The following is a 14,261-nucleotide window of genomic DNA, read 5'->3' as shown; positions in this document are numbered from 1 at the left end:
ATGGCAACACTGGCCTTGGCCGCTGCAGGCGCCGCTGTCGGCAGCGCGGTTCTGCCTGCCGGCATGAGTGTGCTCGGGGTAACGATCTCGGGCGCGACCATCGGGTCGCAGATTGGAGCGCTTGCCGGAGCCTACGTCGCATCGTCCACTGAAGGCGCGGCGATCCCACGGATCTATGGCCGTGTGCGGCTCGGGGGCCAAGTGATTTGGGCAACGGATTTTGAAGAAGAGGTCCGCACGACAACCGAGACGTCCGGTGGCGGGAAGGGTGTTTCCAGCGGTGGAGGCGGCATCGAACGTGTTGAGTATCGGTATTATGCCAACTTCGCGGTGGCGATCTGCGAAGGCGAGATTAGCGGTTTAAGACGCGTATGGGCCGACGGTGCCGAGATTGATCTGTCACGCTATGTGACGCGGTTTTATCGTGGTTCTGAGACGCAGCCCGTTGATTCACTCATCTCCGCGCGGGAGGGGAGAGATCAGGCTCCGGCCTATCGGGGAACGGCGTATGTTGTGTTTGAGCGTCTGCCTTTGGCGCGGTTCGGCAATCGGCTGCCACAGCTGTCGTTTGAGGTTTATCGCTCGGTCGAACCGTTTGCCGAGGAGATCCGCGGGGTTGTGCTGATACCGGGATCGGGCGAATTTGTCTATGCGCCCGAGCCGGTGGTGCGGACGTTCGGATACGGTGGAACCAGAGCTGAAAACGTCCACACCCTGCAAGGTGCCAGCGACTGGCAGGTGGCGCTCGATCAGCTTGAAGATGAGCTGCCGAACGCGAAGAATGTTTCGCTCATTGTGAGTTGGTTCGGAACGGATCTGCGTGCTGGTCACTGCGCGATACGCCCGGGTGTTGATATTGCGGAGAAGACGACCGAACCCTTTACGTGGCGCGCCGGTGGCGCGATGCGGGCTCAGGCACATCTTATCAGTACGCATGATAGCGCGGCGGCCTATGGAGGGACGCCAGCCGATAGAACGGTGGTCGATGCCATCCGCGATCTCAAGCAGCGCGGCATCGGCGTTACGCTAACGCCATTCCTTTTAATGGACGTGCCCGATGGGAACGCGTTGGCCAATCCCTACGGTGGGGCTTCGCAACCTGCTTACCCGTGGCGTGGCCGTATTACATGCCATCCCGCTCCAGGTCAGCCGGGGAGCCCTGATAAGACGGCGACGGCAGCCACGCAGATTGCAGCCTTTGTCGGAACGGCGGAGGCGGCTGACTTCGATATTTCTGGTCGGACCGTTTCCTATTCGGGGCCCTCGGAGTGGTCCTATCGACGGATGGTGCTGCATCTGGCGCATCTCGCGAAGGCCGGGGGTGGGGTTGATACCTTCGTAATTGGAACCGAGCTGCGCGGGTTAACCTGGGTGCGAGACGGGGAGGGGAGCTATCCCTTCGTGGCTGCGCTTTGTGCGTTGGCGGATGACGTCAAAGCCGTGCTTGGTGCAGGCTGCAAGATTACGTATGCAGCGGATTGGTCTGAGTACTTCGGACATCAACCGCAGGATGGCTCCGGAGACGTGTGCTTTCATCTCGATCCCTTATGGGCGTCAGAGTCGATCGATGCCATTGGGATTGACTGTTATTGGCCGCTGGCGGATTGGCGCGATGGGCGAGAACACCTCGACTACGTCGGGGGGCATCGTTCGATTTACGACCTCGCATATCTGCGCAGCAATCTCGTCGGGGGCGAAGGGTTCGACTGGTATTATGCGAGCCCGACGGATCGTGATGTGCAGGCGCGTACGCCGATCACCGACGGAGCGGGAAAGCCCTGGGTGTTCCGTTACAAGGATGTCCGAAGCTGGTGGATCAACGCTCATTTCAATCGGCCCGGCGGTGTTGAGGACGTGGCCGCAACGGAATGGGTGCCTCAGTCCAAGCCTATCTGGTTCATGGAGATTGGTTGTCCGGCAGCGGACAAAGGCGCGAACCAACCTAACGTTTTTGTCGATCCGAAAAGTTCGGAGACGGCGTTGCCGTACTACTCGAACGGTGCGCGCGATGACCTTATGCAACGTTGCTACATCCGTGCCTTCGTCAGCGGTTTTGACCCAGATGCGGATGGATACGTCGCTGGGCTCAATCCCGTCTCCGAGGTTTATGGCGGGCGGATGGTCGATTGCGAGAGGATCTACGCCTACTGCTGGGATGCTCGTCCGTATCCGGCTTTTCCTCAGAACCTCGAAGCCTGGGGAGATGGAGCGAACTGGCGTCTTGGGCATTGGTTGAGCGGACGGCTTGCGAGTGTACCGTTGTCGGAGCTTGTTGAGGCGATCTTGCGGGACTTCGATTTCGATCGCTTCGAAGCGGAAAGCTTGCAGGGAATGGTGCCGGGTTACATCGTCGATCGCGCGATGAGTGCGCGAGATGCGCTGCAGCCGTTGGGGCTCGCGTATTTCTTCGATGCTGTCGAGAGTCAAGGCGCGATTGCTTTCCGGCATCGCGGTGCCAGTGGTCTTGCTGCTGATTTCGTTGAGGCCGATCTTGTTGAGGGCGACCCAGACACGCCGCTGGCAACGGTTGTGCGTGGGCAAGAGACTGACCTGCCTGCGTCGGCAAAACTCAACTATATCTCTAGTCTGTCGGACTATCAGCAAGCGGTGGTGGATGCACGGCGGCTTGTCGGAGCAAGTGGCCGTTTAGGCCGGGCGGATTTGCCTATCGTACTTGAGGCGGACCAAGCGACGCGTATTGCGGAGAGCTGGCTGTTTGAGACGTGGGCGTCGCGGGAGCGTGCGAGTTTCATTCTGCCGCCGAGCCAGATCGGGCTCGAGCCTGGGGACGTCGTGCGTCTGACCCGCCTTGGGAACGAACAACTTTTTCGTATCACGGAGATAGGAGACCACGGCGCCCGCGAAATCGAGGCGCGGAGCATCGATCCGGATATCTACGTGGGCGGTTCAGCTCCCGATAGAGAAGCAAGTGGGGTCGGACCGATCGATGTCGGACGCCCAAAAGTGGAACTTCTTGATCTTCCGTTGCTCACCTCAGATGAGGACACTCATGCCGCCTGCGGAGCCTATTTTGCGGCTTTGAAGTCACCTTGGCCGGGAGCAATCGCTCTTTATGGATCGCCTGAAGAGGCGGGCTATCGGCTTCGGTCTACGGCTGCTGCGCCAGCGATTTTGGGCGAGACGATCGAATCGCTACCGCCGGGACCGATTGCCCGGATTGATCATGCGCACCGGCTTCAGGTGTCTGTTTCTGGTGGTGAGCTGTATTCGGTTTCTCGACTTCAATTGTTGGCTGGGGCCAATGCCGCGGCCGTGCGTACCGGCGCCGGTGATTGGGAGATCCTGCAATTTGAAATGGCCGAATTGATCGGATCGGGGACCTATCTTCTGTCGGACTTATTGCGCGGGCAAGCAGGCAGCGAAGGCGCGATGCAAGCAGGTGAGCCCATCGCAGCGGGTGCGCCATTCGTGATGCTCAATGGCGCGATTGCACGCGTTGATCTCAGTCCAGAAGAGCTGGGGCTGCCCTATTTCTGGCGCTATGGCCCGGCGAACCGGGATCTCGCCGACGCTTCCTACGATCAACAGCAATATGCGTTTCGCGGCATTGGTCTCAGGCCCTATGCGCCGGTTCATTTGCGGGGGAGGCGTGCGGGCGGTGAGCTTGAGGTGACGTGGGTACGTCGCACGCGGGTTGGGGGCGACAGTTGGGGGACGTCAGTCGTGCCGTTGGCCGAAGAATTCGAACGCTATGAGATCGATATTCTTCGGCCGGATGGTTCGGTGGCGCGGACGCTGACGTCTGACACTTCGTCGGTAACGTATACGATCAGTGCCCAGATGGAAGATTTCGGCGGCGCACAGGAGCAGGTTCGTGTGCGCATTGCTCAGCTAAGCGCGGTTTTCGGCCGTGGGGCTTCAGCGACCGCGGTCCTCTGACTGGATAAACCACGACAAGGATATGTGTGATGGCAGCAAGCGAGCAGCCTGGCTGGCTTACGCAGGCATGGGAGGAGTTTGGCCAACGCGAAGTTAGTGGAGCTCGTCACAACGATCGTATTCTTGAGTTCTTTCGGGAGCTTGGACACGAGAGTGTTCGCCGGGATGAGGTGGCGTGGTGCGCTGTATTCCTGGGGGCAAGTTTGGAACGTTCGGGTGTTGCAAGTACGCGGTCGCTCATGGCGCGGTCTTACGTGGAGTGGGGAGTTCCCTTAGCGGCAGAGCGTTTTGGTGCTGTTGTTGTTCTCAGTCGAGGTCGTGATACGGCGCTGGGCCATGTCGGGTTTCTAGTCGGATGGACGGAGACGCGCCTGTGGCTGTTGGGCGGTAACCAAGCAAATGAAGTCAACGTTACGGCTTTTAATCGCGCGCGGCTTGTGGCGCTGCGATGGCCCAAACGCGAAACTGGCGTTTCAAGTCCTCGCTCAGACGACTTCTTTGAGTTGTCGCTTGCGCATGTCCTAGAGATGGAGGGCGGATATACCGACGATCCGCATGATCCTGGTGGTCCGACGAACAAGGGGATCACGTTGGCGACGTTCGCGGCTTGGCGTGGGCTCAAAGTTACATCTGAGCGCAGAGATGATCTGATCACCGGCTTGCGGCGTATTTCCGAATCCGAAGTCACCGAAATTTACCGGCAACGTTATTGGCGTCCCGCGGGCTGCTCGAGTTTGGCCCCGGCGCTCGCGTTCATGCATTTCGATGCCGCGGTCAACCACGGTGTGGGTACTGCAATTCGTATTTTGCAGGAAGCGAGTGGGGCTGCCGTCGACGGGGAGATCGGAGCAGAAACGCGCGGGAGGATTGCTGCCATGCCGATTATTGATCTTATTCGGACGTACGCTGAGATCCGCCGGCGCCGATATCGGTCGTTGCCGCATTTCTGGCGGTTCGGACGCGGCTGGCTGTCGCGGGTTGAAAAGACATTGGAGGGGGCGAAAACATTGCCGCCTCTTGGCCAAGTTTCGGCAAGCAAACCAAACCTGTCTATCGAGCAGCGAAATGGAGATGCAAGTATGAGTTCTCAGCAACCATCCTCAGACGTCACGCCAAAGTGGTGGGGTGAGTCCATGACCGTGTGGGGCGCTTTGATCGCTGCGGCGGCCAGCGTTTTGCCAGCCATCGCGCCGATTGTGGGGCTGGATATTACGGCTGATCTGGTGCGGCAGGTGGGGGAAGAGGTCCTACAAGTCGGACAGGCTCTTACGGCTCTCGTGGGAACCTTGATGGCAATTTATGGGCGTACTCAAGCAAAACGGCCGCTTATGCGGAAAGCTATGAGCTTGAAGCTATAGGCGTTTGAGGCGTTTCACACGCTGGTGCCAAATGGGGATGCGCAAAGCCCATTCAACGGCTAGGATTTCTCTTACGCTTCCTTAATAAGGGGGGTCGGGAAACAAATCGGGGCACATTCCATTGCGCGTTCTTGTCGTTGAAGATGATCAGGATCTCAATCGTCAACTTGTCGACGCCTTAAGTGGTGCTGGATACGCTGTTGACTCCGCCAGTGATGGGGAGGAGGGCTACTTTCTTGGTGATACCGAGCCCTATGATCTTGTGATCCTCGATATTGGCCTGCCCAAGATGGACGGCATCTCGATCCTTGAGCAATGGCGGCGCTCTGACCGGAAGATGCCGGTGATCATTCTTACTGCGCGCGACCGCTGGAGCGACAAGGTGCAGGGCATCGATGCGGGTGCCGACGACTATCTGGCGAAGCCGTTCCACATGGAAGAGTTGCTCGCGCGTGCTCGTGCACAGATGCGGCGCGCATCAGGACATGCTTCTAGCGAGATTGAATGTGGGAGTGTCCGGCTCGATACCAAATCGGCCCGGGTTACGTGTGACGGGACGCAGATTAAGCTGACGTCTCACGAATATCGTCTACTTGCGTATTTGATGCACCATAACGGACGCGTTGTTTCGCGGACGGAACTCGTTGAGCATCTGTATGATCAGGACTTTGATCGAGATTCAAACACGATCGAAGTGTTTATTGGGCGGCTTCGCAAGAAAATTCCGACGGATGTGATTGAGACCGTGAGGGGGCTGGGCTACCGCATGAGTTGCGGCGGCGGCGATGAAGCTTAACTCTCTCGCTTTTCGTATGTTTGCTACGTCAGCAGTGTGGACACTGCTGGCGCTACCTCTCGCTGGCTTGCTCATTTACTCGCTCTATCGCGAGGATGTTCAGACCAGTTTTGATGGCCAACTACAGAAGCTCGTGATCGCGATGGATGTGGATAGTATGGCCGCGACCGGTAATGAGCCTGTGGCACCTACGAACCGCTATGAACCTCTATTTGAGGTCAGCAAGTCGGGCTGGTACTGGCAGATTTCGCCGGTCGGGGATGCGGCGGGGCCTGTTCTTGCATCTGTTTCCCTGGGTAACGCGCGCCTCACGTCCCCATATGCGCTTGGGTATCCAGTGGACCCGGAGACGAATACCCGTTGGCGCAATGATGTGGGTCCCAGTGGCGAGCGTGTTCGGATCGTCGAAATTCTCGATACATTGCGAAATGACCCGGACGGTCAGCAGTATTCGATTATCGTTGCTGGGCCGCTTGAATGGTTTGAAACGTCGATCGTGAATTTCCGTAACCGGCTTACGATAGCCTTGGCCTTGGTAGGGCTTGGCTTGATGCTGGTTACGTTGTTCCAGATCCGATTCGGCCTAGCGCCACTGAAGCGGGTGCAACGCGCCCTGGCAGAGATACGATCGGGCCGGGCGACATGCCTTGAAGGCCAGGTCCCAACAGAGATTGAACCGCTACAAGAAGAGCTTAACGCGCTGATCCAGTCAAATCTCGATATCGTGGAACGGGCGCGTACGCAGGTTGGCAATCTCGCACACGCCTTGAAGACACCGCTGGCGGTAGTGACCAACGAAGCGCGCGAGCACAAGGGACCGCTCGGCGAAAAGGTGGCCGAACAGGCTAAAATCATGGGTGATCAAATCACTCATTACCTTGATCGTGCGCGGATGGCGGCCCGGGTGAGCGTTATCGGCCGTTCAACGCCCGTTTTACCTGTCGTCGAACCGTTGGCCCGCGCTCTTGAGCGGATATACCGCGATAAGGGTGTCAGCATTACCGTGACGTGTCCCGAGGATGCGAAGTTCCAAGGAGAGAAGCAGGATTTAGAGGAGATGCTTGGCAACCTGCTCGACAATGCGGCTAAGTGGTCGCGTGGGAGCGTCTACCTCAGCGTGGCGGTACCACGTCGGACTGCGCGGCCTCAGCAGCGTCGGCTTAAGATTGTTGTGGAGGATGATGGGCCGGGGCTGACGAGTGAGCAACGAGCTCGTATTGGTCAGCGCGGACTAAGGTTGGATGAAACCAAGCCTGGGTCGGGTTTGGGGTTGTCGATTGTGATCGAGTTGGCTCAGTCCTACCGAGGCAGCCTCGGGCTCGATGAATCGGCGAAGGGTGGATTGCTCATCCGTTTGGATCTTCCGGCCGTGTAGTTCGGTGTTACGGGCTTGTGATGGGGCTTCGGTGGCTGTTCGGCCACAGCGGCGTCGAACTTTTGCCCGAATCCAAAGTGTTATCGGCAATACAATGCTGCCATTGTTATGAAGCTCCCTAACGCAATGCGCGGCTCAGTATTTGTCCAGGCGCGGTTATCCGCACCTGAACCAGCAGGAAACGTACGATGGGCAAATTGCCGTTCTCCGTAACGGGTGTTGCAACCGGTTCGGTTTTAAAGTGCCTTGTTGTTGCAGGAGCTGCGCTTGTGCTGGCTGGTTGCGGTCCTGAAGGGCCGACGAAGGCTGATACCGGTACGGTGGTCGGCGCTGTTGCCGGCGGCATCATTGGCAACCAAGTTGGCAACGGCACGGGGCGTGTTCTTGCGACGGTAGCGGGTGCGTTCGTCGGCGGTATCGTCGGTCATTCCATCGGTCAGTCGCTTGATGAGCAGGATCGGATGTTGGCGCAGGAAGCCGAATATGCGGCTCTAGAGACTGGCCAGTCAGGTGTCGCCCGGCCTTGGCGGAACCCCGATAATGGACACTATGGCGAGGTCGTACCGACCCGTACTTATCGGCGTGGTGAATACGATTGTCGTGACTTTAAGCATACCGTTTATATTGACGGGCGGCCGCAGACGATGAGCGGAACGGCCTGCCGTAATCCGGATGGAACTTGGCGCAACGTGGGTTGATCCGTGGCGTGATTGGGTTGCGACCTATAGAGCCGGTTCAGCCTACGGGCCTTGTGTTATTGGGTTCATCACCTTAATCCAAATCCGAGGCTCGGATTTGGATGGCAAATGGTTCTCTGGATAGGGTTTGCGGCATTAACTGCAGCCGTAATTGCGGTTATTACTCGGCCCCTGCTGAGTGCGCGTGTGCAGGCGGCTGCATCGCGTCAAGCGGATTTGGCCGTTTATCGAGACCAAATGGCTGAAATTGAAGCCGAGCGTGCGCGTGGTCTTATCGAAGCAGCGGAAGCAGAAAGCGCCCGCGCGGAGCTCGGCCGCCGTGTGTTGGCAGTTGCTGGTTCCGGTCAGGGCGATGATACCGGAACGACTGGGATCGGAGAGCGGTATCGCTCATGGGTGTCTGTGGCCTCTGCAGTGCTCATCGCCTTAGCTGGTGCGGGTGTTTATCTAAGTCTCGGTGCTCCCGATCTGCCCAGCAAGCCCCATGCAGCGCGTCTCACCACTCCTAACCAAAATGCAACTGTCGCCGATCTTATCGGCAGGGTCGAGGCTGAGCTGCGCGCACATCCCGAAGACGGCCGGGGTTGGGATGTTCTTGCTCCGGTTTATCTCCGACTGCAGCGCTTTGCTGAAGCGGCCAATGCCTACGCGCAGGCCATTCGCTTGCAGGGCGAAAGCCCAAAGCGACTTGCAGGCTTCGCTGAAGCGACCATTCTCGACAACGACGGGATTGTGACGGAACCTGCACGCAAAGCTTATCAGCGTCTGTTGGAGAGCCAGCCCGATTTTGCTGAAGCACGTTTCTGGCTAGCTGTAGCGCTGGAACAGGATGGCAAAGGCGATGCTGCAGCGGACGCGTATCGCGCGTTGCTGGCATCCGCACCTGAAGATGCCCGATGGAAAGAAGTCGTTGCTCAGCGCTTAGCCACCGTCACAGGGCAACCGGTAGAGGCAGGCAACGAGAATAAGGCAGAAGACAAGACAGCTGCGGTTCAGCCGAATGGTTCGCCGGAAAGCTCAGAGACTCCGCGAGGTCCATCTGCGGCCGATATCGCTGCAGCGCAATCGATGACAGCGGAGCAGCGGAGTCAGTTCATCAGTCAAATGGTCACTCAGCTTGCGGCCCGACTTGAGCAAAAGCCTGATGATCTTGCGGGGTGGATACGGTTGGTACGTGCCTATACGGTGTTGGGCCGGAAGGACGACGCGTTGGCGGCGCTTGATCGCGCGAGAAAGACATTTCCTGACGGCAGCGAGAATAGGGCGGCGCTCGACGGCTTGGCTGTCGAACTCGGTCTTGGAACGTGACGGATCTTAAGGAACATCATGACGCGTAAGCAGAAAAGAGGGGTTCTTATCGGCGGCGGGGTTGCTCTGCTGGCCGTTGCAGCCATCCTGGTTATGTTTGCGCTGCGTGATACGATCGTTTTTTTTCAGACGCCGAGCGATGTCGCGGCTCACAAGGTTGAAGCTGGTAAACGCTTTCGGCTTGGTGGGTTGGTGGCGGAAGGATCGGTGAAGCGGGGCGCTGGAACCAAGGTCCAGTTTGCCGTAACCGATACACTTGAGACTGTGAATGTCACTTATGAAGGGATACTTCCGGATCTTTTCCGGGAAGGCCAAGGCGTGGTGACGGAGGGCAAGCTGACGGATGCCGGTCTCTTTGTGGCCGATACCGTGCTTGCGAAGCACGACGAAAATTATATGCCGCCGGAAGTGGCGGATGCGCTGGAGAAGAAGGGCGTGAAGCTCGGGCAGGGTGCGACTCATCCGGGCAATCAGTAATCGGCAGGAAAGGGTCTCAAGGCGATGATCATTGAATTGGGCCACTTCGCGCTTGTGCTCGCGGTCGTGGTTGCACTCTTTCAGATGATCGTTCCGATGTGGGGGGCGCGTACGGGTGATGTTCGCATGATGGCGACCGGCGAACCCGCGGCGCTCGCGCAGTTCATCCTTTTGCTTCTCTCATTTTGTGCGCTCACCTACGCGTACGTCACATCGGATTTCTCCGTCGCGAACGTGACCGCTAACTCGCACTCAGCGAAGCCGCTGATCTATCGAATTTCTGGTGTATGGGGAAACCACGAAGGCTCCATGCTTTTGTGGGTGCTTATTCTGGCGCTGTTTGGCGCTCTGGTTGCTGTCTTCGGGGGTAATCTACCCTCGCGACTACGAGCCAACGTCCTGTCAGTGCAGTCGTCGATCGCCTTGGCGTTCGGTCTGTTTATTCTGTTTACGTCGAACCCGTTCTTACGACTTGACCCTGCCCCCTTCGAGGGACGTGGTCTCAACCCAATCCTGCAGGATCCAGCCCTCGCGTTTCACCCGCCTTTTCTTTACGCGGGCTATGTCGGGTTTTCGATGGCGTTCTCTTTCGCCATCGCAGCGTTGATTGAAGGCCGGACAGATGCGGCCTGGGCGCGCTGGGTTCGACCATGGACCTTGGCGGCGTGGATGTTTTTGACGCTCGGCATCGCGATGGGGTCTTGGTGGGCTTACTACGAGCTCGGTTGGGGTGGTTGGTGGTTTTGGGATCCCGTCGAGAATGCTTCGTTTATGCCTTGGCTTGCCGGTACGGCGCTGTTGCATTCAGCACTTGTCATGGAGAAGCGCGAGGCTCTGAAAGTCTGGACCGTTCTGCTGGCGATCCTGACGTTTTCACTCTCTCTGATGGGCACGTTCCTTGTACGCTCCGGTGTTCTGACATCCGTGCACGCGTTTGCTGTTGATCCCGAACGCGGTGTTGCGATTTTGGGGATCATGGTGCTGTTCATTGGCGGCGGGCTAACGCTCTATGCGTTCCGTGCGGGCCAGTTGCGGCAGGGCGGCCTGTTTGCGCCGATCAGCCGTGAAGGCAGTCTCGTGCTCAACAACGTGCTGTTGACGACGGCCACGGTTACTGTCCTGGTCGGTACGCTCTATCCACTCGCGCTAGAGGGGGTTACCGGAGAAAAAATTTCCGTAGGGCCGCCCTACTTTAACATGACGTTTGTGCCCTTGATGGTGCCGTTGCTCTTGGCGATGCCTTTCGGTCCGTTATTGGCGTGGAAGCGTGGCGATATCCGCGGAGCGGCGGAACGGCTTGCGGTTGCGGCGCTTGTGGCCGTCTTGGTCATGGTTGCCGTCTTTGCGATGTTCGGACGTGGTCCGTGGTTAGCGCCTGTCATGTTCGCTATAGGCGTTTACATCATGGGTGGAGCGATCTCGGAATTGGCGTATCGCGCGAAGCTCGGATTGGTCCCCTTTGCAGAGACGCGGCGGCGTTTCTGGAATTTTCCACGTTCTGTTTTTGGCACTGCGTTGGCCCATTTTGGTGTCGGTTTGATGGTCGTCGGAATAACGGCGACAACCGCCTATCAAAGCGAGCAGGTTATCTTGATGAAACCAGGAGAGAGCCGGGAAATTTCAGGATATGATCTGACATTTCGGGGTGTGGCGCCCCAACGCGGACCTAACTACCGCGAGCAGGTTGGAAAGTTCGAGGTTCATCAGAACGGTGCTTTCGTTACAACGCTGTCGCCATCCAAGCGGGTATACGACGCGCCACCGCAAGCGACCTCAGAGGCCGGCATCCATGCTTCTTGGCGCGGAGACCTGTACACAGTGCTGGGTGATGCGCAGGAGGATGGCGGTTATTCGATCCGGCTCTATTTTAATCCTCTCGTACGCTTTATCTGGCTCGGAGCTCTGATCATGTTTGTGGGCGGAGCGGTGTCGTTGTCGGATCGTCGTCTGCGTGTGGGGGCACCACGTCGCTCGCGCGGGTTTGCAGTGGCTCCTGCCGAATGACCGGAGGCATATGCTTCTAATGGCAACCTTCATACGGAAAGTGCGCGTTGGTATTTGTTCGCTGGCATTGGCGACCACGATGTTTGCCGGTGTTGGCGCGGCCGTTGAGCCCGATGAGATACTTAAGGATCCGGCTCTAGAAACGCGCGCCCGAGAATTATCTCTCGAGCTACGGTGTTTGGTTTGTCAGAATCAGTCGATTGATGATTCCAATGCGCCGTTGGCACGGGATCTGCGGCTTCTCGTTCGGGACCGTTTGAAGGCCGGAGATACGAACCGCGAGGTTTTGGACTTTGTGGTTGCGCGGTACGGCCAATTTGTGCTGCTTAAGCCGCCATTTAACACGCATACGCTGCTGCTTTGGCTTGCGCCGGCCCTGGCTTTGATTTCAGGGATCTGGCTAGCCTATCGTGTGTTTTTATCCAGTTGTGGACGCGATGCGGCAGCACAAACGATTTCGGCCGCTCAGTCACTCACTCCTGACGAAGAAGCTGAGTTGCGCAAAATTCTCGATGAGAAGTGAGGTTTTCAGGCTTGTGGTGTTTTGACGAAGAGAACACCCGCTGAATATTACGAATGTTTAATTCTCTCGAAAGGCTGCTGTAAGCGCGCACGCACTATCTCTTGTTGGTGAACATGCTTGTCGTTTCGCTAGATGGAGACGTGCCCCAATGCCTATCGAGACCAATGAGGTTTCAAAAACCCGCGCCGGAGGTATTTTCCGGTCAAAGAATCTTCGCAATGGTTGTGCTGCCGCGGCGCTTATTGCTGCTGCCGGTGTTTCGGCAGTATTTTTCAGCCCGCCCCAGCAAGCGGTTGCTCAGCTCAAGCCGGAAGCTCAGACAGCTGAAGCGCCGTTCCCCCGCGCGCCTCTGACCTTTGCGGACATCGTTGATAAGGTGAAGCCCGCCGTCGTCAGTATCTCTGTGACAAATGGCGGTAAAGCCATGGCGTCCAATGAGGAGAATCAACAGGGCCAGCCAATCCCGGGTCTGCCAGACCTCCCGGACGATCACCCCCTGCATGATTTCTTCAAGAATCTGCCTAAGGAATTCCGCGGACCAGGTGGTGGTCAGCCACGCCGTCCTAGCTTGGCGCAAGGCTCAGGCTTCGTCATTTCCGAGGACGGTTATGTTGTCACGAACAACCATGTCATCGATGATGCCAGCGAGATTCAGGTTCAGTTCGACCAGGATCGCAAATTCGAGGCTGAGCTTGTCGGAACGGATCCTCGCACGGATCTAGCGCTTCTAAAAATTAAGAATCCCGACAACATCAAGTTCCATTTCGTGAAGTTTGCCAATAAGCCTTCGCGCGTTGGTGACTGGGTCTTGGCCGTTGGTAATCCGTTCGGTTTGGGCGGTACTGTGACGGCCGGCATCCTCTCGGCGCAGGGTCGCGATATTGGCTCTGGTCCATATGACTATCTGCAGATCGATGCAGCGGTGAACCGTGGCAACTCTGGTGGTCCGACGTTCAACCTCAACGGTGACGTGGTCGGTGTGAACACCGCGATCTACAGCCCCTCGGGCGGCAACGTAGGTATCGCCTTTGCTGTTCCCGCAGCGACGGCGACTGACGTCATCGCGCAGCTGAAGAACAACGGTACGGTTAGCCGTGGATGGTTGGGTGTTAAGATCCAGAACATCGACGAGGATACAGCTGCCAGCCTTGGTTTGAAGGAACCGAAGGGCGCTCTGGTTTCGGAGGTTACGCCGAACGGTCCTGCTCAGGATGCAGGTCTTGAAACCCAGGACGCTATTCTGACGGTTGATGGGTCTGAGATTTCGGATAGCCGGGATCTTGCTCGTAAGATCGCAGCGTATTCGCCGAACACCAAGGTTGATGTTGGTGTCTGGCGTGATGGTAAGGAGAAGACCATCAAGGTTGATCTCGGACGCTTTCCAACCTCGAAGGACGAACTGGCGGCTCTGAATCAGGGGCAGCCGGCCGAGCCAAAGACGGCTGAGCTCGATCAGCTGGGTTTCTCGCTTGCTGCAGCTAATGACGATAATGAGGAAGGCGTTCGGATTACGAATGTCGATCCTTCATCCGACGCAGCTCGCAAGGGTCTCAAAGCCGGGGATCGGGTGCTTGAAGTTCAGGGCGTGAAGGTGTCGAGCGTTGATGACGTCGTTAAGGGGCTCAAACAAGCGCGCGAAAAGAACCGTCCCGCGGTGTTGCTGCATGTGATGTCCGGCAACGATAAACGGTTCGTCGCTGTTCAACTTAAGAAGAGCTGAGCGCATTGTGCTCACGCAGCCAAGTGAGTGCCACATAGACTAAATGTCGGGAGTGGTTCGGGTCATTAGGACCACTGAACCACTCCCGTCTTCTTTTTTAAG

The 14,261-nt window shown here is 57.6% G+C and carries 10 protein-coding genes; all 10 read left to right on the top strand.

The features are described 5' to 3' along the window. The 10 genes from YBN1229_RS15800 (at position 1) to YBN1229_RS15755 (ending at position 14,159) form a co-directional block, all read left to right on the top strand. Positions 1-3,900, top strand: a complete 3,900-nt coding sequence (locus tag YBN1229_RS15800) for a baseplate multidomain protein megatron (RefSeq protein WP_046478370.1) — start codon at positions 1-3, stop codon at positions 3,898-3,900. Between the two features lie 29 nt (positions 3,901-3,929). Then, complete coding sequence (locus tag YBN1229_RS15795; RefSeq protein ID WP_046478371.1) at positions 3,930-5,258, top strand: TIGR02594 family protein; 1,329 nt, start codon at positions 3,930-3,932, stop codon at positions 5,256-5,258. Positions 5,259-5,379: 121 nt separating this feature from the next. Then, on the top strand, positions 5,380-6,054 hold the full coding sequence (locus YBN1229_RS15790; protein WP_046478372.1) for a response regulator transcription factor: 675 nt from the start codon (positions 5,380-5,382) through the stop codon (positions 6,052-6,054). Continuing rightward, on the top strand, positions 6,044-7,429 hold the full coding sequence (locus YBN1229_RS15785; protein WP_046478373.1) for a sensor histidine kinase: 1,386 nt from the start codon (positions 6,044-6,046) through the stop codon (positions 7,427-7,429). The genes YBN1229_RS15790 and YBN1229_RS15785 overlap by 11 nt, the downstream gene beginning before the upstream one ends. 188 nt (positions 7,430-7,617) lie before the next feature. Beyond that, on the top strand, positions 7,618-8,127 hold the full coding sequence (locus tag YBN1229_RS15780; RefSeq protein WP_082101174.1) for an RT0821/Lpp0805 family surface protein: 510 nt from the start codon (positions 7,618-7,620) through the stop codon (positions 8,125-8,127). A gap of 108 nt (positions 8,128-8,235) precedes the next feature. After that, a complete protein-coding gene (gene ccmI, locus YBN1229_RS15775; protein ID WP_046478374.1) occupies positions 8,236-9,435 on the top strand; it encodes a c-type cytochrome biogenesis protein CcmI in 1,200 nt (399 codons plus the stop codon). Positions 9,436-9,453: 18 nt separating this feature from the next. Then, positions 9,454-9,912: a cytochrome c maturation protein CcmE gene (ccmE, locus tag YBN1229_RS15770; RefSeq protein WP_046478375.1), complete on the top strand. Its 459-nt coding sequence runs from the start codon at positions 9,454-9,456 to the stop codon at positions 9,910-9,912. A 24-nt stretch (positions 9,913-9,936) separates the two neighbouring features. Next, positions 9,937-11,916, top strand: coding sequence for a heme lyase CcmF/NrfE family subunit (locus YBN1229_RS15765; protein ID WP_046478376.1), 1,980 nt, complete (start codon positions 9,937-9,939; stop codon positions 11,914-11,916). Positions 11,917-11,935: 19 nt separating this feature from the next. Further along, on the top strand, positions 11,936-12,439 hold the full coding sequence (locus YBN1229_RS15760; RefSeq protein ID WP_052744008.1) for a cytochrome c-type biogenesis protein: 504 nt from the start codon (positions 11,936-11,938) through the stop codon (positions 12,437-12,439). 148 nt (positions 12,440-12,587) lie between these two features. Further along, positions 12,588-14,159: a Do family serine endopeptidase gene (locus tag YBN1229_RS15755; protein WP_082101173.1), complete on the top strand. Its 1,572-nt coding sequence runs from the start codon at positions 12,588-12,590 to the stop codon at positions 14,157-14,159. Positions 14,160-14,261 lie beyond the last annotated feature (102 nt).

Source organism: Candidatus Filomicrobium marinum, assembly GCF_000981545.1.
GTDB lineage: Bacteria > Pseudomonadota > Alphaproteobacteria > Rhizobiales > Hyphomicrobiaceae > Filomicrobium > Filomicrobium insigne.
This window is presented reverse-complemented; position numbering and strand designations above follow the sequence as displayed.

What these genes read in the sequence shown, in the direction of transcription:
- YBN1229_RS15755 (WP_082101173.1), top strand. Translation starts at nt 12,588, where the DNA reads ATGCCTATCGAGACCAATGAGGTTTCAAAAACCCGCGCCGGAGGTATT.
- YBN1229_RS15795 (WP_046478371.1), top strand. Translation starts at nt 3,930, where the DNA reads ATGGCAGCAAGCGAGCAGCCTGGCTGGCTTACGCAGGCATGGGAGGAG.
- YBN1229_RS15785 (WP_046478373.1), top strand. Translation starts at nt 6,044, where the DNA reads ATGAAGCTTAACTCTCTCGCTTTTCGTATGTTTGCTACGTCAGCAGTG.
- YBN1229_RS15800 (WP_046478370.1), top strand. Translation starts at nt 1, where the DNA reads ATGGCAACACTGGCCTTGGCCGCTGCAGGCGCCGCTGTCGGCAGCGCG.
- YBN1229_RS15780 (WP_082101174.1), top strand. Translation starts at nt 7,618, where the DNA reads ATGGGCAAATTGCCGTTCTCCGTAACGGGTGTTGCAACCGGTTCGGTT.
- YBN1229_RS15765 (WP_046478376.1), top strand. Translation starts at nt 9,937, where the DNA reads ATGATCATTGAATTGGGCCACTTCGCGCTTGTGCTCGCGGTCGTGGTT.
- ccmI (WP_046478374.1), top strand. Translation starts at nt 8,236, where the DNA reads ATGGTTCTCTGGATAGGGTTTGCGGCATTAACTGCAGCCGTAATTGCG.
- YBN1229_RS15760 (WP_052744008.1), top strand. Translation starts at nt 11,936, where the DNA reads ATGGCAACCTTCATACGGAAAGTGCGCGTTGGTATTTGTTCGCTGGCA.
- ccmE (WP_046478375.1), top strand. Translation starts at nt 9,454, where the DNA reads ATGACGCGTAAGCAGAAAAGAGGGGTTCTTATCGGCGGCGGGGTTGCT.